The 21667-nt window shown below is 44.2% G+C and carries 26 protein-coding genes, 1 tRNA gene and 1 pseudogene; 27 read left to right on the forward strand and 1 reads right to left on the reverse strand.

Going from position 1 to position 21667, the window contains the following annotated elements; genetic code table 11:
* Nucleotides 1-18 precede the first annotated feature (18 nt).
* Complete coding sequence (locus MUF05_01990) at nucleotides 19-3285, forward strand: AAA family ATPase (GenBank protein MCU0665852.1); 3267 nt, start codon at nucleotides 19-21, stop codon at nucleotides 3283-3285.
* Here the strand turns inward: MUF05_01990 and MUF05_01995 are convergent.
* Entirely contained in the window at nucleotides 3282-4448 is a 1167-nt protein-coding gene (locus tag MUF05_01995) for a sensor domain-containing diguanylate cyclase (GenBank protein MCU0665853.1), read from the reverse strand. The genes MUF05_01990 and MUF05_01995 overlap by 4 nt on opposite strands.
* 112 nt (nucleotides 4449-4560) lie before the next feature.
* Here MUF05_01995 and rpsU point away from each other — a divergent pair, with 112 nt between their 5' ends.
* The 26 genes and pseudogenes from rpsU (at nucleotide 4561) to MUF05_02125 (ending at nucleotide 21664) form a co-directional block, all read left to right on the forward strand.
* Complete coding sequence (rpsU, locus tag MUF05_02000; protein MCU0665854.1) at nucleotides 4561-4719, forward strand: 30S ribosomal protein S21; 159 nt, start codon at nucleotides 4561-4563, stop codon at nucleotides 4717-4719.
* A gap of 6 nt (nucleotides 4720-4725) precedes the next feature.
* Nucleotides 4726-5556: an AmmeMemoRadiSam system protein B gene (gene amrB, locus MUF05_02005; GenBank protein ID MCU0665855.1), complete on the forward strand. Its 831-nt coding sequence runs from the start codon at nucleotides 4726-4728 to the stop codon at nucleotides 5554-5556.
* A 16-nt stretch (nucleotides 5557-5572) separates the two neighbouring features.
* A complete protein-coding gene (locus tag MUF05_02010) occupies nucleotides 5573-5923 on the forward strand; it encodes a DUF1844 domain-containing protein (GenBank protein ID MCU0665856.1) in 351 nt (116 codons plus the stop codon).
* Between the two features lie 2 nt (nucleotides 5924-5925).
* Nucleotides 5926-6087, forward strand: coding sequence for a Trm112 family protein (locus tag MUF05_02015; GenBank protein ID MCU0665857.1), 162 nt, complete (start codon nucleotides 5926-5928; stop codon nucleotides 6085-6087).
* A gap of 1 nt (nucleotide 6088) precedes the next feature.
* Nucleotides 6089-6538 (forward strand): type II 3-dehydroquinate dehydratase, encoded by a 450-nt coding sequence (aroQ, locus tag MUF05_02020; GenBank protein MCU0665858.1) that lies wholly within the window; start codon nucleotides 6089-6091, stop codon nucleotides 6536-6538.
* Complete coding sequence (locus MUF05_02025; GenBank protein MCU0665859.1) at nucleotides 6519-7571, forward strand: aminopeptidase P family protein; 1053 nt, start codon at nucleotides 6519-6521, stop codon at nucleotides 7569-7571. Before aroQ ends, MUF05_02025 begins: the two co-directional genes overlap by 20 nt.
* Nucleotides 7552-8115: an elongation factor P gene (efp, locus tag MUF05_02030; protein ID MCU0665860.1), complete on the forward strand. Its 564-nt coding sequence runs from the start codon at nucleotides 7552-7554 to the stop codon at nucleotides 8113-8115. The genes MUF05_02025 and efp overlap by 20 nt, the downstream gene beginning before the upstream one ends.
* Before the next feature lie 20 nt (nucleotides 8116-8135).
* The gene (gene accB / locus MUF05_02035; protein ID MCU0665861.1) at nucleotides 8136-8597 is read left to right on the forward strand and encodes an acetyl-CoA carboxylase biotin carboxyl carrier protein; all 462 of its coding nucleotides are present in this window, start codon (nucleotides 8136-8138) and stop codon (nucleotides 8595-8597) included.
* Between the two features lie 276 nt (nucleotides 8598-8873).
* Nucleotides 8874-10235 (forward strand): acetyl-CoA carboxylase biotin carboxylase subunit, encoded by a 1362-nt coding sequence (gene accC, locus MUF05_02040; GenBank protein ID MCU0665862.1) that lies wholly within the window; start codon nucleotides 8874-8876, stop codon nucleotides 10233-10235.
* A 3-nt stretch (nucleotides 10236-10238) separates the two neighbouring features.
* A complete protein-coding gene (locus MUF05_02045; GenBank protein ID MCU0665863.1) occupies nucleotides 10239-10586 on the forward strand; it encodes an Asp23/Gls24 family envelope stress response protein in 348 nt (115 codons plus the stop codon).
* 3 nt (nucleotides 10587-10589) lie between these two features.
* The gene (amaP, locus tag MUF05_02050) at nucleotides 10590-11198 is read left to right on the forward strand and encodes an alkaline shock response membrane anchor protein AmaP (GenBank protein ID MCU0665864.1); all 609 of its coding nucleotides are present in this window, start codon (nucleotides 10590-10592) and stop codon (nucleotides 11196-11198) included.
* Nucleotides 11199-11214: 16 nt separating this feature from the next.
* Entirely contained in the window at nucleotides 11215-12243 is a 1029-nt protein-coding gene (locus tag MUF05_02055) for a 6-phosphofructokinase (GenBank protein ID MCU0665865.1), read from the forward strand.
* A 26-nt stretch (nucleotides 12244-12269) separates the two neighbouring features.
* Complete coding sequence (locus MUF05_02060; protein MCU0665866.1) at nucleotides 12270-12842, forward strand: D-sedoheptulose 7-phosphate isomerase; 573 nt, start codon at nucleotides 12270-12272, stop codon at nucleotides 12840-12842.
* Nucleotides 12843-12892: 50 nt separating this feature from the next.
* A pseudogene (rfaE2, locus tag MUF05_02065) lies at nucleotides 12893-13315 on the forward strand (D-glycero-beta-D-manno-heptose 1-phosphate adenylyltransferase).
* The gene (locus MUF05_02070) at nucleotides 13296-13754 is read left to right on the forward strand and encodes a thiamine-phosphate pyrophosphorylase (protein MCU0665867.1); all 459 of its coding nucleotides are present in this window, start codon (nucleotides 13296-13298) and stop codon (nucleotides 13752-13754) included. Before rfaE2 ends, MUF05_02070 begins: the two are co-directional and overlap by 20 nt.
* Before the next feature lie 10 nt (nucleotides 13755-13764).
* Nucleotides 13765-14316 carry a thiamine phosphate synthase gene (gene thiE / locus MUF05_02075; GenBank protein ID MCU0665868.1) on the forward strand — a complete coding sequence of 184 codons (552 nt, stop codon included), beginning with the start codon at nucleotides 13765-13767 and terminating at the stop codon, nucleotides 14314-14316.
* Entirely contained in the window at nucleotides 14313-15596 is a 1284-nt protein-coding gene (thiC, locus tag MUF05_02080) for a phosphomethylpyrimidine synthase ThiC (protein ID MCU0665869.1), read from the forward strand. The genes thiE and thiC overlap by 4 nt, the downstream gene beginning before the upstream one ends.
* A gap of 6 nt (nucleotides 15597-15602) precedes the next feature.
* Nucleotides 15603-15673, forward strand: a tRNA-Gly gene (locus MUF05_02085).
* 30 nt (nucleotides 15674-15703) lie between these two features.
* Nucleotides 15704-16114 (forward strand): M23 family metallopeptidase, encoded by a 411-nt coding sequence (locus MUF05_02090; protein ID MCU0665870.1) that lies wholly within the window; start codon nucleotides 15704-15706, stop codon nucleotides 16112-16114.
* 5 nt (nucleotides 16115-16119) lie between these two features.
* Nucleotides 16120-17724 (forward strand): hypothetical protein, encoded by a 1605-nt coding sequence (locus MUF05_02095; GenBank protein ID MCU0665871.1) that lies wholly within the window; start codon nucleotides 16120-16122, stop codon nucleotides 17722-17724.
* On the forward strand, nucleotides 17721-18215 hold the full coding sequence (locus MUF05_02100) for a metallophosphoesterase (GenBank protein MCU0665872.1): 495 nt from the start codon (nucleotides 17721-17723) through the stop codon (nucleotides 18213-18215). Before MUF05_02095 ends, MUF05_02100 begins: the two co-directional genes overlap by 4 nt.
* A gap of 2 nt (nucleotides 18216-18217) precedes the next feature.
* Entirely contained in the window at nucleotides 18218-18700 is a 483-nt protein-coding gene (locus MUF05_02105) for an HIT domain-containing protein (protein ID MCU0665873.1), read from the forward strand.
* Nucleotides 18678-19832, forward strand: a complete 1155-nt coding sequence (locus MUF05_02110; GenBank protein ID MCU0665874.1) for a deoxyguanosinetriphosphate triphosphohydrolase — start codon at nucleotides 18678-18680, stop codon at nucleotides 19830-19832. Before MUF05_02105 ends, MUF05_02110 begins: the two co-directional genes overlap by 23 nt.
* Nucleotides 19792-20859, forward strand: coding sequence for an HD domain-containing protein (locus MUF05_02115; protein ID MCU0665875.1), 1068 nt, complete (start codon nucleotides 19792-19794; stop codon nucleotides 20857-20859). The genes MUF05_02110 and MUF05_02115 overlap by 41 nt, the downstream gene beginning before the upstream one ends.
* Nucleotides 20860-20882: 23 nt before the next feature.
* A complete protein-coding gene (locus MUF05_02120) occupies nucleotides 20883-21356 on the forward strand; it encodes an SPOR domain-containing protein (protein MCU0665876.1) in 474 nt (157 codons plus the stop codon).
* A gap of 2 nt (nucleotides 21357-21358) precedes the next feature.
* The gene (locus MUF05_02125) at nucleotides 21359-21664 is read left to right on the forward strand and encodes a small basic protein (GenBank protein MCU0665877.1); all 306 of its coding nucleotides are present in this window, start codon (nucleotides 21359-21361) and stop codon (nucleotides 21662-21664) included.
* Nucleotides 21665-21667 lie beyond the last annotated feature (3 nt).

Consider the following 21667-nt stretch of genomic DNA (forward strand, 5'->3'; position numbering starts at 1 on the left):
TTAAAATGGAGATGGACAATGTATTTTAAAAGACTGGAGCTTGTAGGGTTTAAATCATTTTCAGAAAAGACAGTTTTGAATTTTGAGCCCGGGGTCACCGCTGTGGTTGGTCCAAACGGATGCGGCAAATCTAACATCTTTGATTCTATCCGCTGGGTATTAGGAGAGCAGTCGGTAAAGGCGATGCGCGGAGCGGATATGCAGGATGTTATTTTTAACGGCACAGACAACAAAGAGCCGCTAAGTATGGCAGAGGTAAGCGTGGTTTTTGACAACGCCAATCGTTTCTTTAGCGTTGATCACGACGAGGTAATGATCACCCGCCGCCTGTTTCGTTCTGGAGACAGCGAATACCTTTTGAATAAAACCCAGGTGCGGCTTAAAGATATCATGGATATACTTCTGGGCACCGGTATCGGAGCGGAAAGCTATTCCCTGATTCAGCAGGGGAAAATCGACCTTGTTTTAAGTTCCCGGCCTGAAGACCGCCGTTTAGTTTTTGATGAAGCAAGCGGCATTACCAAATATAAGGCCCAGAAAAAAGAGGCGATCAGAAAACTTGATGAGACCCAGCAGAACCTTCTTCGCGTAAATGATATTGTTATTGAGGTGAAGCGGCAGATCGGCTCTCTTGAGCGGCAGGCAAGCAAAGCCCGCCGGTACAAGGAAGTCTTCGAGGAGTTAAAAGAAAAAGAAATAAAAATATCCTGTTTGCAAAAAGATACGCTTCTTAAGAAGCGTGAAGAGCTGGGCCTGTCTTTGGCTGATAACGAGGCGCGTGAAAAAGAAGTAGCCGCCTCTGTGCAGCAGTTAGAGTCAGAGATATCGCTTCACAAAGATAAGATAAATCAGTGCCAGCAGCAGATAAGCCTCATAAAAGATCAGATCATGCAGGAAGAAAACAAAAGGTCAGCTGATAGCCAACACATCCTGTTTAATAAGGAAAGAATAGCCGAGCTTGTAGAGCAGGTGGCCTATTTGAATTCGCAGTCCGCGCAGTTGTCCGCGCGCATAGAGCACGACCAGCAGGAATTTGATAAGTTAAATCAGGAATTTGCAAGTTTAAGCAAAAATATAGAAGAAAAGAAGAATCTTCTTTCTGAAAATGAAAGGCAGCTTGAAGAAATAAATAATAAGACCCGCGTATCGCTTGAGCTTATTGCGCAGTCCAAGAAAGACATACTTGATGTTGCTGCCGGTATTGCGCATCTTAAAAACAGCGTGCACGAATTAACCTCCAAGCAGCATGTGTTTTTGGCCCGCAAAAAAAGGCTGGATATCGAGAATGCCAAGGTCACCGAAGAAAAGAATACTGCTTTAGCGCAGATGGAAAATACGCGTGTTCAGGTAGAACAGCTCCAGCAGGAATTTGCTTTACTAAGCGAAAAGATCTCCGCAGTTAAAAAGCAGATGGATGAGGAATCCTGTTCCATCAAGAATATGGACGCGGAGATCGAGGATTTAGAGAAGCAGAGCCTTTCGCTGTTTTCACATAAGGAATTTCTTGAGAAATTACGCAGCGAATATGACGTAATCGGCGAGTCTATGAACGCGACCATTTACCTTGATAAGCTGCCGCAGGATAAATTGGGGGGCCTTGTCATTAAACTTAACGCTTACCCGCAGCTTAACCCGGAAAATAATTACATCAGCGAATCAAACGGGACATTCAAGCTTTTGGGAGAGGCAAAGCCGGTGGATCTAAACACCGAGAAGATCAAAGAAAAGATTGAGCAAATCCAGCATAAGCTTGATTCTTTACAGATGATCAAGCGCATGAAAGAGGCGCATATTTCTGATCTGGGCAGAGACGCGGACCTTTGGCAGGAAAGTTTGCGTTCATCAGAGATCTCTCTTGCCAATAAAAAAGCGCTTTTTGATAATATAGCATCACAGGTGGATAAAATAAGGTCTGAAGAAGAGGTTATTCTTCTTGAATTAAGCGATGTCCAGCAGCAGCTTAGCGGTTTTGACGCGGGCATCGTTAAGCTTCAACAGGATTTGGCTTGCGCGGAAAACAAGCAAAAAGAATGTGAAGAGCTTATAACCACAGAGCAGAATAATATAAGTTTACGCTCTAAGGCAAGGGAGGATTTTCTTGTTGTTATCGCCCAGACCAAAACAGAATTAACCGCCCTGGAAAAACGTTTAAACACGGATCAGGATACTTTAAGGCTTCTGGATGAGAATTGCCAAAAAAACAAAAACGCCTTGCTGGGGCTTGAAAAGCAGGTTTTAGACAACCAGGCGCGTAAACAAAACCTTGAGAAAGAAGTTATTGACCTGCAGCAGGCGGTTAGCATAGCCGTGGAAAACATAACATTAAAACAAGCTGATTTTACCCAGGCCCAGGAAAAATATGATCTTTGCCTTAAAGACGCGGACGTTTTAACCAACCGCCTCGGAGAAGCCCGTAAATGCATGGAAGACCTGCGGGGTGTTTTGTATGACCTGCAGATGAGGAATAAGGATCTGGAATTTAAATATCTAAATATCAAGGAAAGAGTCCTTCAGGCGTATAAAGTAGACCTAGAAGCGCTGAGTATGCCTGCGCAAGAAGATTCGCCTGAAGCCGAAGAAACGCTTTCCGCCTGCATTGATCAGTTAAAAAAGAAAGTTGATTCTTACGGCACCGTTAATTTGGTGGCGATTGAAGAATACGATGAATTAAAAAAGCGTTACGATTTTCTTGCCCAGCAGCAGCTTGACCTTGATACCGCAAGGCAAGCCTTGCACGATGCCATCAATAAGATCAACCGCACCACCAAGAAGATGTTTGTGGAGACCTTTGAGCTTGTGAAGGTGCAGTTTAGGAATTATTTCCGCCTGTTGTTTAACGGAGGCGATGCCCAGCTTTTCCTGGTTGATGAAAATGATCCTCTGGAATCCGGCATTGAGATTATCTGCCGGCCTCCGGGCAAGAAACTGCAGAATGTGCTTCTTCTTTCTGGTGGCGAAAAGTCCATGGCCGCGATAGCTTTAATATTCGCTATCTTTAAAGTCAAGCCCGCGCCGTTTTGCATCCTTGATGAGATTGACGCTGCCCTTGATGAAGCCAATGTGGATAGGTTTGGCAGGATGCTTCAGGAATTTGCCAAGGGTTCGCAGTTTATTATCATCACCCACAATAAAAAGACTATTGCCAATGCCAATGTGATGTACGGCATTACCATGGAGCAGTCCGGGGTTTCTAAGATTGTTTCCGTGAAATTCTCCCAGCAAGCAAATAGCGATGGCTCGGGTATGTCTTCGGTAAAAACATCTGTCCAGCCGGAACCTGTTTAACAGGTGGTGTTTTTGCCTTTGTGCTTTGCCTGATAAAGCATTTTATCGGAGTGCAGGATAAGCTCTGATGGGTTTTGGGCGTCTTGCGGGAATGTGGCAATACCGATACTGACAGTAAGTTTTTTATTAGGAAGTATCTCTTCGTTAATAAACGGATGCTTGAAAATATCCTGCCTTAGCCTTTCGGCGATTGCATAAGCAGTGTCCTTATCCGTTTGAGGCAAGATCAAAGTAAATTCTTCTCCGCCATAACGGCAGACATAATCCATTTTCCGGGAATGATTTTTCAATATACAGCTTAGCTGTTTTAAGATTCCGTCTCCTGCCTGATGCCCGAGTTTATCGTTATAAACCTTAAAATCGTCTATATCGATCATAACCAGACTAAGAAGTGTTTTTGTGGCTTTGGCCTTTTCCATTTCCGACTGAAGAAGGTATTGGAAGTGGCCGTGGTTGCACAGGTCGGTTAAGTAATCTGTGTGCGCGCGCATCACGGTTTTTTCATACAGCTGTGAGTTTTCAATTGCCAGGCCGGCCTGGTTGGCAAGCATGATTAACAGGCGGATATCGTCTTTAGTTATAGGTTTTCTGGTGATAAAATTGTCCGCAAGGATGATCCCGTTTACCTTATCTTTGGCTTTTAGCGGCACAACCACGATTTCATTGCTGTGTAAAGCTTTAATGATTTGGTCGTCTTTATAATTGACAATAGTTTCTTCATTCAGATGCAGCGGCATGCCTTCAGAAACGCTTAACGCCAAAATCCCTCCCGAATGCTCCCTGAGAGGGACCTTGATCCTTCTTATTTGCTGGTTGAAACTGGATTCTACTATCACCGGCTGGGCGAATTTATAGGCGCTTATTAAGTCTTCAAGGTCCATCTGCTCCTGTTCAATCCTTTTCCAGACAGTGTGCGCTTCTTCGCCATTCTCCGGGCCGATAGCCATTTTCCCTTCAATTATGCCTTCGGCGTCATTGACCAGAAAAAGTATGGCGCGGTTAAACCCCAAACCTGTATGCGCGGTGACCCCGGTTAAGATGATGTAGAGGATCTCCTCCAGTTTTAAGGTCGTGCGCATGGCGTTGGATATCTCGTAAAGGATCGCCAGCTCATTCTTGGTGCGCTCAAGTTCCAGTTTTGCTTTTGTAAGTTCTTCTATCATAATTAGCTAATTTAACATATTTTGGCTGTAAAGTCAACATAAGAAGATTGACATAAGTTAAAAAGAATGATATATTAACAAAAAATATACCATTGGAAGGGGTGTGATTACTTTGTCACAGGTAGAAGTCAGGAAAGATGAGCCGTTCGAAGCCGCTCTTAGGCGTTTCAAAAGGCAGATTGAGCAAGAGGGCATCTTAAGGGAAGTGCGCGACCGCAAGCATTACGAGAAGCCAAGCGAGAAAAAAAGAAAGAAGCAGAGAAGAAGGTAGTTTCAAATGTCCAGCCCCAATTTGAGGCAGGCAAAGTTCTCCGGAAGATTCTATCCTGCCGACCGGGAAGGCTTAAAAGATCAGATAAACGGTTTTTTAGACGGTTTCTTGGCGGATAAAAAAGAGGCGCTTGCCTGCATGCTTCCCCACGCGGGATACGCTTATTCAGGTAAGGTTTGCGCTCAGACTCTGGCAAGCATAGATTTAAGCCGGGTAAAAACCGTTGTTTTGCTGGGGCCAAACCATACCGGCAGAGGCGTTGCTTGGAGCATAATGCCTAAGGGTGCCTGGCAGACTGCGTTAGGGCAGGCCGAAATAGACGAAGAGTTTTCTGGCCGGCTTATAAAAGAAGCGGATTTCTTGCAGCCGGATTGCTTAGCGCACGAATCAGAGCATTCCATAGAAGTACAGCTTCCTATGCTGCAGTATTTTAAAAGTGATTTTAGCATTGTTCCTATTTGTATCGGAATTCAGGATATAACTAATTTATTATGTTTGGGTGAAGCCATTGCCCATGCGGCAGAAGAAAGCAAGCCGCCCGGGTCATTGCTTTTAGCGGTTAGTTCCGACATGACCCATTATGAGCCTCAGGCCCGGGCCAAGGAAAAAGACAAGGCCGCGATAAAAGCAATACTTAATATGGATATTGAGGGCCTGATCCAGGCTGTAACCACTCTTGATATTTCTATGTGCGGTTTTGGCCCGGCAGTAGCAATGCTTTCTTACGCTAAGGCCTCTGGCGCAAAAAGCGCCCAATTGATCAAATATCAGACATCAGGGGATGTTTCCGGCGATAAAGACGCGGTAGTCGGTTATGCCGGCATAACAATTTCTTAAAATAAGGCAAAATAATATGGATAACAATCCGCAAGAAAAAAAAGTGGACGATTCATGGAAAGAAAAGGTAGATAAGGAAAAAGAAGAAACAGCAAGCAAGCAGGAAGAATTTGCGCCGATTAACCCCGATTTTAAATTTTTTATCACTACCCTGGCTTTACAAGCGGCGATTTCTTTGGGAGATATCCCGAATCCCGCAACTAATAAGAAAGAGCAGGATCTGGTGCAATCAAAGTTTATGATCGATACCTTGACTATGCTGCAAGAAAAAACAAAAGGCAACCTTAACGAAGAGGAGAGCAAGCTTTTAGAAAATGTTTTGTATGAATTAAGGATGCAATACGTTTCTAAGGCCAAAAAGGAGTAGAAATGCTTGATAAGGAATTGCTGGATATCTTGGCTTGTCCGGCCTGCAAGGGCGATGTGGAATATGACCAGAAAGACAGTAAGATTATCTGTAAATCCTGTGGGAGGAAATATCCGGTGCGCGAAGGCGTGCCTGTCATGTTGATCGATGAAGCAGAAAAATAAAATGAAAAAAATCTTGGTCATCCACGGTCCCAATCTGGATCTTCTGGGCAAAAGAGAGCCGCAGGTTTACGGCCGGGTTACTCTGGATCAAATTAACAAAAGCCTGAAGAAAACAGCTAAATCTCTGGGCTTAAGCCTTTCTATTTTCCAGTCTAACCACGAGGGTAAGCTGGTGGATTTAATCGGCAAGTCAAAAGGAAAATTTAGCGGTATTTTGATAAACCCGGCCGCTTACACGCATACAAGCGTTGCCATCCGTGATGCTATCGCCGCCTGTGGCGTTGTGACGGTAGAAGTGCATCTTTCCAATATCCATTGCCGCGAAGAATTCCGCCGTAATTGCCTTATCACCCCTGTTGTCAAGGGCACGATTTTAGGTTTTGGCGCGGCAAGCTACATTTTAGGCTTAAAAGCTTTAAAACAATGCCTTGATGATACAGCTAATCCATAGACTAAAAGAAAAGAAGCTTGACGCTATTCTTGTTTCCTGCCAGCAGAATATTTCTTACCTATTAAATTATCCTAGCAGGGATTCTTATTTGATTTTCTCCGGATCAGGGAATTTCTATTTTACTGATTCGCGTTATACCCACCAAGCGCGAAAAGCGCTTGGCGGTTCATGCATGGTAATTGAATTCAACGGTTCTTTTGCCCAGACGATATCCTCTTGGATTAAGAAATTAAAGTTCAAAAGCATTGCTTTTGAGGAAAGAAAGCTTTCTTATGCCGAATATCAGCTTATAAGAAAAGGCCTTGATTATTACCAGGAGATGATCCCTACTTTCGGGATAGTAGAGTCTTTGCGGGCAATAAAGACAGCTTTTGAAATAGCAAAAATACGCCGTGCTGTGGATATCGCAATCGAAGCCTTTGGTTTTGCCGCGGAAGTGATCAAGCCGGAAGTCAAAGAGATAGAAGTATGTTCTAAACTGGAGTCGTTTATCCGTTGCCGGGGGGCAACTGGCGCCAGTTTCCAGATTATTGTGGCTTCTGGAGAGAATTCCAGCTTCCCGCACCATATAAGCTCAAGCCGAAAGATAAAGAATAACGAGCCGGTGCTTTTGGATATGGGGGCGGATTATCAAGGCTATAAATCCGACTTGACAAGGGTCTTTTTTTTAGGTAAAATTAAAAATTCATTCTCTAATATATATAATGTAGTATTAGAGGCGCAAAAGAAGGCGATTCAGGCGCTGCAAAATGGGCAGAGGAGGCCTGACAAGATAGATGAAGTTGCCCGGGATCATATCAAAAATAAGGGGTTTGGCCGTTTTTTCAAGCATAGCCTTGGGCATGGCGTGGGCCTAGAAGTCCATGAATCTCCAAACCTATCCAAATATGAAACTTCTTGCCTTAAGCCGGGCATGGTTTTTACCGTTGAGCCGGCAATTTATCTTCCGGGCAAGTTCGGGGTAAGAATAGAAGACATGTGTTTAATAACTAAGAATAAAGTGGAGGTTCTAAGTGGCGCTCTCAATAAATGAAGTCAAAGTCGGAGTAACTATATTTGTGGACAGCCAAGTATGGCTTGTAGTAGATACCCAGCATGTAAAGCCGGGCAAGGGAGCGGCATTTGTGCGCGCGAAACTGCGCAATCTTAAGAATTCCAGTATTCAGGATATGACCTTTCGGGGCGATGAAAAAGTTGAAGAGGCATTTGTGGAGGAGCGCAAGCTTCAATATCAATATTCAAGCGGCGATACCTTCCATTTTATGGACCAGGAGACATTTGAAGATATCTCTATTCCCGAGGAGGCGTTAGCAGAGAGAAAGAAATTCCTCAAGGATAACATTGATGTGAGCGCCTATTTCTATAAGGACGATCTTTTAAACGTTAATCTGCCTAATTTCATTGAATGTGTGGTTAAAAGTTCTGAGCCGGGTATCCGCGGAGATACCGCCAAAAGCGGCACAAAGCCGGCGATGCTGGAAACTGGAGCGGTAATACAGGTGCCGCTTTTTATCAATGAGGGAGACAAGATCAAAGTTGATACGCGCACTGGCTCATACGTAGAACGGGTACCTTAAGCCATAAGGGGGGACCAGATATGAATTTAAAAGAAATCAAGGAAATGCTTAATTTGATGAGTGAGAATGACCTGGTTGAGCTTGAGATTGAAAAAGAAGGCATGCGCGTGCGCCTGAAGAAGATGGGCTCTGGCAGTCTTGAACATCACGCGCCGATTATGATTGAAAGGCAGAATACCGCGCAGCTTTCTTCAAGCGGCCAGCCTGTTGTTAAGCCTCAAGAGCAGGCGGATTCCTCCCGCTCTGTAGAAATTAAATCTCCCATGGTGGGGACTTTTTATCGCGCTCCTTCTCCGGAGGCGCCTCCTTATATTGAGGTGGGGCAGATAGTTGAACCGGGCCAGGTTATTTGCATTATTGAAGCCATGAAATTAATGAACGAAATAAAATCAGAGATCAAAGGCCGGGTTGCGGAAGTCTTGGCGGATAATGCCGAACCGGTTGAATACGGGCAGTCGTTGTTTCTGGTGGAGCCGGTATAAATTAAGGTTAAATGAGGTTGCATGAAGTTACATGAGGTTAAATGAGGTTGCAAAAAGCAAAATCAAATAAATATTTTTGAGCAGGTTAAATGAGGTTGCAAAAAGCAAAATCAAATAAATATTTTTGAGCAGGTTAAATGAGGTTACATGAAGTTAAATAAGGTTAATTGAAGTTGCAGAAAAAAGCGTTAAGATTATAAAAGTAACCTCATGTAACCTCATGTAACGTTATATAACCTCATGTAACTTTGTAACTTTATTGAGGGAGTTTTTATTATGTTTTCTAAGATTTTGATTGCTAATCGTGGCGAGATCGCCTTAAGAATTATCCGCGCCTGCCATGAAATGGGCATCCGCACTGTCGCGGTATATTCTGAAGCTGACCGTGAATCGCTGCATGTGCGTTTTGCCGACGAAGCGATTTGCATCGGACAGGCCGCCTCAAGCACAAGCTACCTTAATATTCCTTCCATCATAAGCGCTGCAGAGATTACCGATGTTGATGCCATACATCCGGGTTACGGGTTTTTAGCCGAGAATCCGCATTTTGCCGAAGTCTGCCAGTCTTGTAATATTGCTTTTATTGGGCCTACTGCGGAGAATATACGTTTGATGGGCGATAAGATGACCGCGCGTACTACCATGCAAAAAGCCGGACTTCCGATTATTCCGGGAAGCCCCGCGGTTATCCGCGACAAGGAAGATGCCTTAAAAATCGCCAAAAAGATCGGTTACCCGGTAATTATTAAAGCTGCCGCAGGCGGCGGCGGCAAAGGCATGCGTATTTGCCATAATGATATTCGTTTAGTGGCAAGTTTAATGACCGCTAAAAAAGAGGCAGAGGCCAATTTCGGCAACGCCAATGTGTATATAGAAAAATATCTTGAAAAGCCCCGGCATATCGAGATTCAGCTTTTAGCGGATAAATATGGGCATATTGTGCATCTGGGCGAGCGTGACTGCAGTATTCAAAGACGCCATCAAAAATTAGTAGAAGAATCTCCTTCGCCGGCCTTGGATGCAAAATCACGCAAGCGCCTGGGAGAAATGGCCGCGAAAGCAGCCAAGTCCGTGGGGTATTCTAATGTCGGGACAATGGAATTCCTCATGGATGATAAGCAGAATTTCTACTTCATGGAGATGAATACCCGTATTCAGGTTGAGCACCCGGTTACAGAAATGGTCACCGGAATTGATCTGATTAAAGAGCAGATTAAGTCTGCCGCAGGCGAAAAATTACGCTTACAGCAGGACGATATAAAAATAACCGGCGCTTGCATCGAGTGCCGCATTAACGCTGAAGATTACAGCAATAATTTCATGCCTTCTCCCGGGAAGATTGAATTCTTAAACCTTCCCGGAGGCCCGGGGGTGCGCGTGGACACGCACGTGTATTCCGGGTATCAGATTTCTCCTTATTACGATTCTTTGGCAGCAAAACTTATTTGCTATGGGAAAAACAGGCAGGAGGCGTTAAAGACGATGCGCCGCGCCCTGGGAGAGTTTATAATTTCCCCAATTAAAACTACTGTAGATTTTCATCAGGCGCTTCTTGATAACGAGCTTTTTGTCAAGGGTGACATCTCCACGCATTTTGTGCAGGATAAAATGCTCAAAGAAGAAAAGCAAGAGGAGTAATCTATGAAACAGGAAGAACGCTCAGATTTAGGGATGGTCAAGATCCATCGTAATGTTGTGGCGTCCATTGCTTCTTTGGCCGCCCAAGACATAGAGGGGGTAAAGCGGGTGGGGTTTATCCGCATGGGTTTTATGGAATTTCTTACTTCTAAGGCGGCATCTTGCATAAAAGTGGAATTTGAGAAAAATGAAGACGTCAAAGTGCAGATACCATTAGTAGTCAAATATGATTACAATATCGCTGATGTATCGTCTAAGGTGCAGGAAAACGTGCGCTCCAGCTTAGAAAGAATGACCAGTCTTTTTATAAAAGAAATAAGCATAAATGTCCAGGGTGTGGAGAGGGGGTAAGATATGCGCATATTAAGCACTATAGGTATAATCTTTTACGCGGTGGTGTTGATATTTATTGGGTTGGCTTTAATTATCTTTTCCCTTAATGTTTTCCTGCCGCAGGACATAAACGGGATTTTTACCTCTTTGCAGGAAAATGTTAACAGCCGGGTTATTATCGGCACAGCCGGAGTGGTCCTTATTGTAGTTAGCTTCTCGCTGGCCCAGCTTATTTTGGGCAGGTATCAAAGAGAGAAGACAATCGCCTTTGACACTGCATCAGGAGAGGTGACGGTGGCTCTGGGGGCAGTGGAAGATTTAATCAAGAGACTTGTGGTTTTCTTGCCAGAGATAAAAGAATTAAGGCCGGATGTAGTAGCTAGTAAAAAAGGCATATCCGTTGATTTAAGGGTGGTGCTTAAATCCGAAACCAATATCCCGGATATGACTATGCGGCTTCAGGAAATTACCAAAAGTAAGATTCAGGAAGTGTTAGGCCTTGATGAGCCGGTTACCATACGCATACATATAGCCAAGATAAGTTCTATTGAAGATAAAGATAAAGATAGAAGAAAACACGATGCACAGCAAATGCCCTCGATACCTTTTAGCGGGTATAACAGGGTTTAAAAGGAGGAAGTAGAAAATGCACAGGATAGGTATTCTTACCGGAGGAGGAGATTGTCCGGGTTTAAATCCGGTAATAAGGGCGGTAGTCAGAAAGGCTTTATTAGAGGGCTATGAAATTGTCGGAATCAAAAACGGGTGGAAAGGCATAATTGAGGCTGATATCATGCCGTTAAATTTAGATGCGGTTTCCGGGATCCTGCCCAAGGGCGGGACAATCTTAGGGACAAGCCGTACCAACCCTTATAAAAAACCCGAGGACGTGCAGAAGGTAAAAGATAATTTCAAGAAACTGCAATTAGACGCTTTGGTCGCTATTGGCGGAGAAGATACATTAGGGGTGGCTTCAAAGCTTTTTAAGGAAGGCTTAAACATCGTGGGCGTTCCTAAGACAATAGATAATGATTTGTCTGCCACAGACTATACCTTTGGTTTTGATACCGCGATCAATATCGCTACGGAATGCATTGATCGTTTACACTCAACCGCGGAAAGCCATCATCGTATTATTGTCGCCGAGGTAATGGGCAGGCACGCAGGGTGGATCGCCCTTGAGTCGGGTATTGCCGGAGGAGCGGATGTGATCCTTATCCCTGAAATCCCTATTGATATGGAGCAGGTTTGCCAGATTATTAAAAAACGCCACGCCCGGGGCAAGACTTTTAGTATTGTGGTTGTAGCTGAAGGCGCGCATTTTAAGCAGTCAGATATGGTTTTGCAGGAGCAGAAACTGGATTCTTTTGGCCATGTGCGTTTAGGCGGGATAGGCGAGATCTTAGCCGGCGAGATCGAAAAGAGGACCGGCTTCGAAACCCGGGTAAGCGTGTTCGGGCATATCCAGCGCGGCGGCAGCCCCACAGCGTTTGACCGTGTTTTAGGCACCCGTTTTGGAGTAAAAGCAGTACAGCTTATTCAGGAAAAGAAATTTGGCAGGATGGTAGCTTTGTCCGGGATTAAAATAATCGATGTCGCGCTTGAGGACGCGGTAAAGGCCTTAAAGACTGTGGATATGGAACTTTACGATATCGCTAAAGTATTCTTTGGATAAGAAAACGCAAAAGAAAGAAGATTAAGATGAGAGATAGAATACAGGACGTGTTATTGGAAAGTATTCATGTAAAAGAAACTATTTTGCGTAATCAGATAAGTGAGATCAAGGCCATGGCTGAGATTATGATTGAAGCCCTAAGGAAAGGTGGCAAGGTTATTCTTTTTGGCAACGGGGGTTCTGCTGGGGATTGTCAGCATATTGCCGCGGAGCTAGTAGGCAGGTTTAAAAAAGATAGAGGGGCTTTAGCCGGGATCGCGCTTACCACTAATACCTCTATTATAACTTCTTTGGCTAATGATTACGGATATGATGTTGTTTTCGCCAAGCAGGTTGAGGCCTTAGGCCAGAAAAACGATATTGCCTTGGGCATATCCACAAGCGGCAAAGCCAAGAATGTGGCGTTGGGTTTAAAACAGGCCAAGAAAATGGGCTTAAAAACCATTGCCTGGAGCGGAGGCGACGGAGGAGAGATCTGCCGTATTGCTGATGTATCCTTTGTGGTCCCGTCCAGCATTACCGCGCGCGTGCAGGAAGCGCACATTACCGTGGGCCATATCATATGCGAACTGATAGAGCAGGAACTTTGTCAGGCCTGAAGATAAAAACTCTCTCTGGGCTAAAAAAGAAAATCCTTTTTCTAAAGAGAAAAGGCAAGAGGATAGTATTTACCAATGGCTGTTTTGACATATTGCATTACGGGCATGTGATGTACCTTCAAAAGGCTAGAAGCTACGGGGATATTTTAGTGGTTGGCTTGAACAGCGACCTTTCTGTCCGTAAGCTAAAAGGTGAAAACCGGCCCATCGTCGGTGAAAAAGACCGCGCGCGCGTATTAGCAGCTTTGGCTTGCGTGGATTATGTGGTTTTATTTCAAGAAGATACGCCTATTAAATTAATTCGTTCTCTTAAGCCTGATGTGCTTGTCAAGGGAGCGGATTGGGAAAATAAATATATCGCCGGCAGCTGCGAAGTGAAAGAGTCAGGCGGCAGGGTTGTTACTGTTAATCTGGCGGCTGGCCGCTCAACAACAAACATTATTCAAAAGATCCTTGAGAAAAGCAAAAGCTGATTGCATTAACCGGATACTGGACGCTAACGCTAACCGTTTAAAAGAGGGCTGGCGGGTGTGTGAAGAAGTGTCCCGGTTTATCCTGAATGACCGTCTTTTAAGCGCCGGTTTTAAAAGGATGCGCCACAAGACAGATATCCTTTTAAAAGAGCTTTTAAGCTGCGCTTTCTTAGAGTCGCGGGACAGCCTGAAAGACGTGGGCCTAAAATGCAAGCAGCCTTCGGAATTTGCGCGCAAGAATTGGCAGGATATATTTTTTGCCAATATGCAAAGGGTCAAAGAGTCGTTGCGGGTATTAGAAGAGTTTTCTAAATTAAAAAGCGGCCCGGTTTCATTGCAATTTAAGCGTATCCGTTATGGCGCCTACGAGTTGGAGAAAAGAACGGTTAAAAAAATCCTTAGTCTGCGTGATATTAGACACAGGGGTGCTGAAAAATAAGGATTTGTTTATGGCATCCCGCAGGCTTGCCGGGGGGGCAGCCTGCATGGTCCAGTTCAGGGCCAAAGATAAAACCCCGGATGAGATTTATAGTTTAGCATCAGAATTAAAAAAGATCTTTGAAGAAAAAGGCGTTATTTTTATTATTAATGATCATCTTGAAATAGCGCATTTGCTGGATGTTGACGGGCTTCACGTCGGACAAAGCGATACGCACGCGCGTTTGGCAAGAAGTATTTTGGGGCAAGATAAAATAATCGGTGTTTCCTGTTCTAATTTAAAAGAAGCGATTCTTGCCCAAGAAGCTGGCGCGGATTATTTAGGCGTTGGCGCGGTGTTTGCCACGCCCACCAAATCCGACGCGCAAACGACAAGCCTTAAAACAATAACCGATATTTCAAGGAAAATAAAGCTGCCATTTTTTGCTATAGGCGGGGTAACCAGGGATAATATATCAAGGGTGGTTTCCTGCGGAGTAAGAAAAGTGGCGGTCTGCAGAGACGTTCTTGAAGCCAAAGATATGGCAAAAGCAGTAGCCGTTCTAAAGGAAAAACTAAGATGACTCAATTAGAAGCTGCCAAGAAAAATATCATCACTGCATTAGTGGAAGAAATAGCCAAGAGTGAATCCATACCCGCAGAAGTTTTATCCTGCCTGATTAAAAAATCCAAAGCCGTAATTCCGCTTAATAAAAACCATAGGGTTGCCCGTCCGTTTGCGGTTGGGATGGGCCTTAGGACTAAGGTCAATGCCAATATCGGCACCTCTACAGATCATCCTGACATAGAAGAAGAATTAAAAAAGCTTGACGCGGCCTGCAGCGCAGGGGCAGACGCGGTTATGGATTTAAGCGTGGGGGCAGATATTGCGCTTATACGAAAAAAAATAATTGATTCTTCTCCTGTTCCCGTGGGCACCGTGCCGATTTATGAAATCGCGGTAAATTCCGCCAGCAGAAAAAATAAGCCACTTGGTTTTGATATTGAGGACATCCTTGAGGTCTTGCAGCTTCAGGCAAAACAAGGGGTGGATTTCTTTACGATACACGCGGGAGTTACCATAAAAAGCGTGGAAGCCTTAAACAGATCAAAAAGGATCATGGGAGTCGTTTCTCGTGGAGGGGCGATTTTAGCGGCATGGATTAAAACCCATAAGAAAGAAAACCCCTTTTATGAGCATTTTGATAAGATTCTGGATATAGCCTATGAGCATGATGTTTGTTTAAGCTTAGGGGATGCCTTAAGGCCGGGTTCGATATTTGACGCTACGGACAAAGCCCAAATCGCGGAATTAAAAATTCTAGGAGAGCTTGCCGCAAGGGCAAACAAGAAAAACGTGCAGGTGATGATTGAGGGGCCGGGGCATGTGCCTTTAAATCAGGTGAAGAAGAATATTCTTTTAGAGAAAAAGATTTGTAAGGGCGCGCCGTTTTATGTCTTGGGCCCTTTGGTCACTGATGTTGCTGCCGGATACGACCATATAAGCGCCAGTATCGGAGGGGCGCTGGCGGCAAGTTACGGGGCGGATTTCCTCTGTTATGTGACCCCGTCGGAACACCTGCGCCATCCGGATATCAATGATGTAAAAGAGGGGGTAATCGCTTCGCGTATTGCCGCTCATGCCGCAGACTTGGTAAAAGGGGTAAAATCAGCCTGGGAGTGGGATAAAAAGATGTCCCTGGCCCGAAGAGCCCGTGATTGGAATAAGCAGATAGAGTTATCCATTGACCCTGTTAAAGCAAAAGAATACAGAATGTCATCGCGCCCTGCCGACGAGAAAGTTTGCACTATGTGCGGGAAATATTGTTCTATAAAATTAACTGAAGAATGCATAGAAGCTTGATCGCATGCGAGCGTAGTTCAGTGGTAGAACACCAGCTTCCCAAGCTGGATATGTGGGTTCGATTCCCATCGCTCGCTTTTAAGCTTAAGCGCGCGTTTTTGTTTTTTGTGATTATTTATTTTGCGGCAGGATGTGCCAGCCTGCCGCAGCAGCAGGACCAGCCTGAAACGCGCAAGGCAGATATTATTATAGGAGGCTTTATCTGGCCGCTTAAGGGCCAGGTTGTTTCACAGGACAGGGGATTAAATATCCGCGCATCTGCGGCAGGGCAGAATGTAGTTTCTTCGCGCTCAGGCAGGGTAGTTTATTTAGATAATGACTTCAGGGGTTATGGCAAGACCATTATTATTGAGCATCCGGAAGATTTCTTAACAGTCTATTCCGGCAATTCAGAGATCTTAATTAAGAATGGCGACGAAGTTAAAGCGGGGGACTTGATCGCTAAAAGCGGCAAGCTGTTGCATTTTCAGATAAGAAAAGGTTACACCGCCGAAGACCCGTTTGTTTATTTACAATAAAATATATGTTAGACGCTAAATTCTTTGGACGTGAAAGTTACCTGCTTAATTTGCATAAAAGGGTAAGTGACCTTAAGAATGGGTATCGCCATAACATGGCAATTATCGGCGATGAGCTTTTAGGCAAGACTTCGCTTATATGCAGGCTTCTCTCCAGCTATTATGACAATAATATAATACCTGTTTATATGCAGGTAAGGCCCGAGAGCTTTTCCGTCTTCGCCCGGAGATTTATCGGAGCGCTTTTATATAATTTTCTTTCCTGCGGGAATCTTAATCTTAAGGAAGACTTGGATTTCTTGATTAATAAGTCTTCCGGGTACGCCCCCGCCACAACAGTTAAAATCCGCGAACTTCTCCTCTCTATCCAGAAAAGGAAAAAGATTAATCTTTTCGGCGAATTGATTGCTTTATGCGAGCATCTGCATAAAGAAACAGGCAAGTACTGTTTGGTTATTTTTGATGAGTTTCATAACCTTGAATCGCTGGGGGTTAATAAAATATATCCTCAGTGGTCCAAGGCGTTGATGTCCCAGAAGAGCACAATGTTTATTATCACCAGTTCCTTCAAGTTCAGGGCAAAACAGATATTGGCTAAAGACTTGTCTTTGCTTTTCGGGAATTTTGAAGTCTTGGAAATCGAGCCGTTTGATACCCGCTTAAGCGCCTTTTATCTTAAGAAGTATTTACCGCAGGCTTCTTCGGGAGCGCTTAGCTTTTTGGTGCATTTTACCGGAGGGTATCCTTTTTATCTGGATGTAATCTCCGAGGCCCTAAACGCGCGCGCGGATTTAAACGTGGTAGACGCTTTAGAGGAACTTTTATTTGAATCCTCCGGGATGCTTAACCAGAGGTTTTCTAATTATTTAAAGAGGTTCACCGATTCTTCGGCAAGCCAGGATTTTGTTACCATAATGTACCATATCTGCAACGGACATAACCGCGTTAAAGATATCGCGCATCTTATGCATAAGCCGGCCAATGTAATTAATGCACGCGTGAATACCTTAATGGAAATGGACGCGGTGTCTAAGAACGGCGATTTTGTAAGGATCAATGACCGTGTTTTCGGGTTTTGGCTGAAATTTGTTTATCAGGAGAAACTGAATTCCTTTACCTTTGACGCCAGAAACCAGAAAAACTTATTTCGCGCTTATGTCGAAGGGATGCTTGATGAGTTTACGCTTATTAATAACCGCCCGCTTTCCGAGAGGATGCAGGAAATACTTAAGCTTTTTGGCGATGATATTATACAGGTATCAAGCAAGCGCCTGCGCTTGGCAGCCTTTAGGGAGATCAAGCCGCTTGAATTTAACAATAGAAACTTAAAACATGGGCTTTTAGGCCGCTCAAGCGACGCCTTATGGATCATGGCTTTAAAACAAGACCAGGTCAGCGAAGAATTTGTCGCTGAATTTGCCAAGGAATGCCGCAGATACCATCATAAGGCGCAGAAAAAAGTAATTGTAAGCCTTAACGAGGTTGATACTAATGCTCGGCTTAGGGCAATGGAGGAGAAGATCATTACCTGGGATCTAAACAGTCTTAATCAGATCTTTGATTTATTCTATAAGCCCAGGATCGTGCCTTTATATTCGGAGAAAATATGATTAAAATAGGAGTAATCGCGGATACGCATATACCGGACAGGGCAAAAGAGATTCCCGCTAAAATCATGGAAGATTTCAAAAATGCGGATATGGTCATTCACGCCGGGGATATTGTTGAAGAGCAGGTCTTGGTGCAGTTAAGGTCTGTTTGTAAACAGGTTTACGCGGTCGCCGGGAATATGGATTCCGCTAAGCTTCAAGAACAGCTTAAGGCCAAAGAGGTTATTAAGGCCGGTAAATATTCTATCGGCTTATTGCATGGCGCGGGGCATCCGAATCAGATGATAAAATATATTTCAAGCCAATTTAAGCCGGGCGAAGTGGATGTGGTGGTTTTTGGCCATTCGCATATTCCGTTTAACGAAAAGATAGGAAAGACGATTTATTTTAATCCCGGAAGCGCCACTGATCAGATCTTTTCTCCGTATAATTCTTATGGTATCATAGAATTAGATGATAAAAACATATCGGCGCGTATAATAAAGGTTTAAATATGGATAGGCTTTGGGCACCATGGAGAGGTAAATATGTGTCTTGCGCAGGCAAGCATAAAGGTTGTATTTTTTGTAAAGCCTCCAAAAGAAATACCAAAGATTATGTGGTATTTAAAACAAAAAGCAGTTTGTGCATGCTTAATATATTTCCTTATAACAACGGGCATTTGATGGTTTCTCCATTGCGCCATACCAAAGATATGGCCAGTTTAACGCAGAAAGAAATATTGGACCTGTTTTCCTCTTTGAATAAGGCCAAGTCGCTATTGGATAAAATATTAAAGCCGCATGGTTATAATATAGGGATAAACATTTCCCGCGTTGCCGGAGCCGGCGTTGTGGGGCATTTGCATATTCATATTGTGCCTCGTTGGCCGGGCGACACAAATTTTATGCCTGTGACCGGACAGACAAAAGTTATTTCCCAATCCCTGCGGGAATTACACAGAAAGCTTAAACATGCTTACGCAAAAAAAATTTAAAGACTGCGAAGATAATCTTCTTGCCTGTTACGCGATGAAAAGTTATAATACTCGTGGCAGGATGCATAAAGAGAAAGAGCATCTGTATCGGTCTAGTTATCAGCGCGACCGGGACAGGATCGTGCATTCGGCTGCCTTTCGAAGGCTGGAATATAAAACACAGGTCTTTGTCAATATTGAAGGCGATTATTACCGCACGCGGCTGACTCATACTATAGAGGTAGCTCAGATTGCCCGCACCATAGCGTATTCTTTGCGTTTGAACATGGATTTAACCGAGGCAATTGCTTTGGCCCATGATCTGGGGCACACGCCTTTTGGGCATGCCGGAGAGGAAATACTCGATGAGCTGATGCGAAGAGAGGGAGGGTTTAATCACAACATCCATGGCCTAAGGGTAGTCGATTTCTTGGAAGAAAGATACCCGGATTTCCCGGGGCTTAATTTAAGCTGGGAGGTTAGAGAGGGCATTGCCAAGCATTCTTCTTGTTTTGATAAGGCCGGCGCGATTAAGGATTTGGCTATTAATGAATCACCGACTTTGGAAGCTCAGGTAGTGGATATCGCCGATGAGATTGCCTATGATAACCATGATATTGATGACGGTATCACTTCGGGGCTTTTAAAAGATAGTGACCTTGAGGGTGTGGCTATCTGGGATAACCTTTGCAGTAAAATCAGCAAAGAGCATCCCAATATAAAATCAGATTTGCGTAAACACCTGCTGGTGCGTTCTTTGATTGACATGGAAGTAACAGACCTGATCAATTATACTCAAAAACGCCTTGCTGATTTGAAGATCAAGTCTTCCATGGAGGCAAAAAAGCTAAAAGAAAAAGTTGTGTCTTTGAGCCCTCAGATGCTTTCTTTGAGAAAGCCGCTTCGCGCGCTATTAATGCTTAAGTTGTATAAGCATTACCGCGTGGCGCGCATGAGCATTAAGGCCAAAAGATTTATTAGGGAATTATTTAATTTTTATTTAGCATATCCCCAGGCATTGCCGTCTGCTCTGCAGGCAAAAATAAAAGCCCAAGGGGAAAAAAGAGTCATATGCGATTATATCGCCGGGATGACGGACAGGTACGCTTTAGATGAATACAAAAAATTATTTGACCCCTACGAAAAGGTATAAAACCTTAGTATCCGCGATACACAGCGTGTACAGGCTTTTTAATTCTACTTTTGAGCTTACCGAGCTTATCTGCCGGCTGACTAAACTTCTTTGCCAGATTTTCAGCGCTGATTACTGCCAGATCATACTTTTGGATCCCTCCAAGAAGTATTCAACCTTTAAAAGCGAAGTGTCTCATGGCAGGAGGATAAAATATAATAAAAAGCTGCGCATTGTCGGCAGGATGGAGAAGAGGATCATTAAGACCCTTTCTTCGGTAAGGTCTGATAGCGCCATCGGGATGCCTTTAGTCTGTGAGGATATTATCGGTTTAATCGTGATCAGAAGAAATAAGCAGGTAGGCGGATTTGATAAATTTGATTATGAGCTTCTTACTACCCTGGCGGAACAGGCGATTATCGGCATAAGGAACTTTCAGCTTTATGAAGAACAGCAAAAGATAGTCTTTGGAAGCATTAAATCGCTTGTGGAGCTTTTGGATATCCGCGTGCCGCAGGAATACACGCATTCACCGTATTTTAGCCGCCTTGTTACTGCCATAGGCCATCAGATGCACCTTGATGAAAGGCAGATCCAGAGCTTAAAATACGCCAGCCTTCTTCATGATACAGGCAAAGTGGATATTCCTCCCGAGATCTTGACTAAGACTTCAAAGCTTACCCCCGAAGAATATAAGATCATCAAGAACCATCCCATGAAGGGAGCGCAGATCTTAAAGCATCTGCAGATTTTGCGCCCGGTAATACCGATGATTATGCACCACCATGAAAGATACGACGGTACGGGGTATCCCTCAAGGCTTAAGAAGAAGCAGATCCCCCAAGGGGCAAGGATTATGGCGGTGGCTGATGCCTTTGAGGCTATGGTTTACGGAAGGCCTTATCGCGAAAGAATGGATACCCAGTCGGCAATCAAGGAGATTAAGAAAAAAAGCGGCCAACAGTTTGATCCTAAAGTAGTAGATGCCTTCCTTAAGACCATAAAGAAAATAAACACAAAAAATTACTTGAAATCTATCCCCAAATAGTTATATAATAAAGCCCTTTTGCTATGAAAGAAAGCAACCAGCAATTAGAATTATTTTCTCAAAGTTCTCCCCCGCAGGATAATTCCGGCACAATGGCGATGCGTTTCTTAAGTTTTGCTGCCGGATATGAAAAGGCCATTGTGTTTATTATTTCTTTGATAGTCACAGGGGTGGTTTGTTTTTCTTTTGGCATTGAGCAGGGCAAAAAAAGAATACCGCTTGAAGAAGGCATCACTCAGGCAAGCCTTGCCGCAAGATCATCAACTGATCAGGCATCCTCAGGCGTTTACATTATACAAGTAGCTTCTTTCAAGGATAAAACCTTTGCCAAGAAAGAGGCGGATTTTCTTTCCCGCAAAGGATATCCGGCAAGCCTTTGGTCGTCTTCGGGTAAGTTTGTTTTATGCGTGGGCAATTTCAAGAGTGAAGAAAAGGCACGGGCAGTGCTTTCAAAATTAATAAAAGTTTACAATGACAGTTTCATAAGGAGGTTATAAAAATGGCTATACATCCGTCTTTACGCATGTCTGATAAAGGCAAAAAACAAAGGTCTGTGTTAAAGCGCACTGAACGGCTTAAGCACATGATAGATCATGGTACATGGAAACAGGGCGATGATATCTTCGGCCTTCCCAAGATTAAGACCGTGGCCCTAAAGATCAAAAAAGAAAAAGCCGCAGCCGCGCCTGCCGCCGGAACTGAAGTCGCAGCAGCAGCTCCCGGGGCCGCCACCGCAGCAGCAGCCGCGCCAGCAGCTAAGGCCGCTGGTAAGCCGGCAGCAACTAAGGCAGCCGAGAAGAAATAAGAG

This window comes from Candidatus Omnitrophota bacterium, from assembly GCA_025453395.1.
Classification (GTDB): domain Bacteria; phylum Omnitrophota; class Gorgyraeia; order Gygaellales; family Profunditerraquicolaceae; genus JAlOQK01.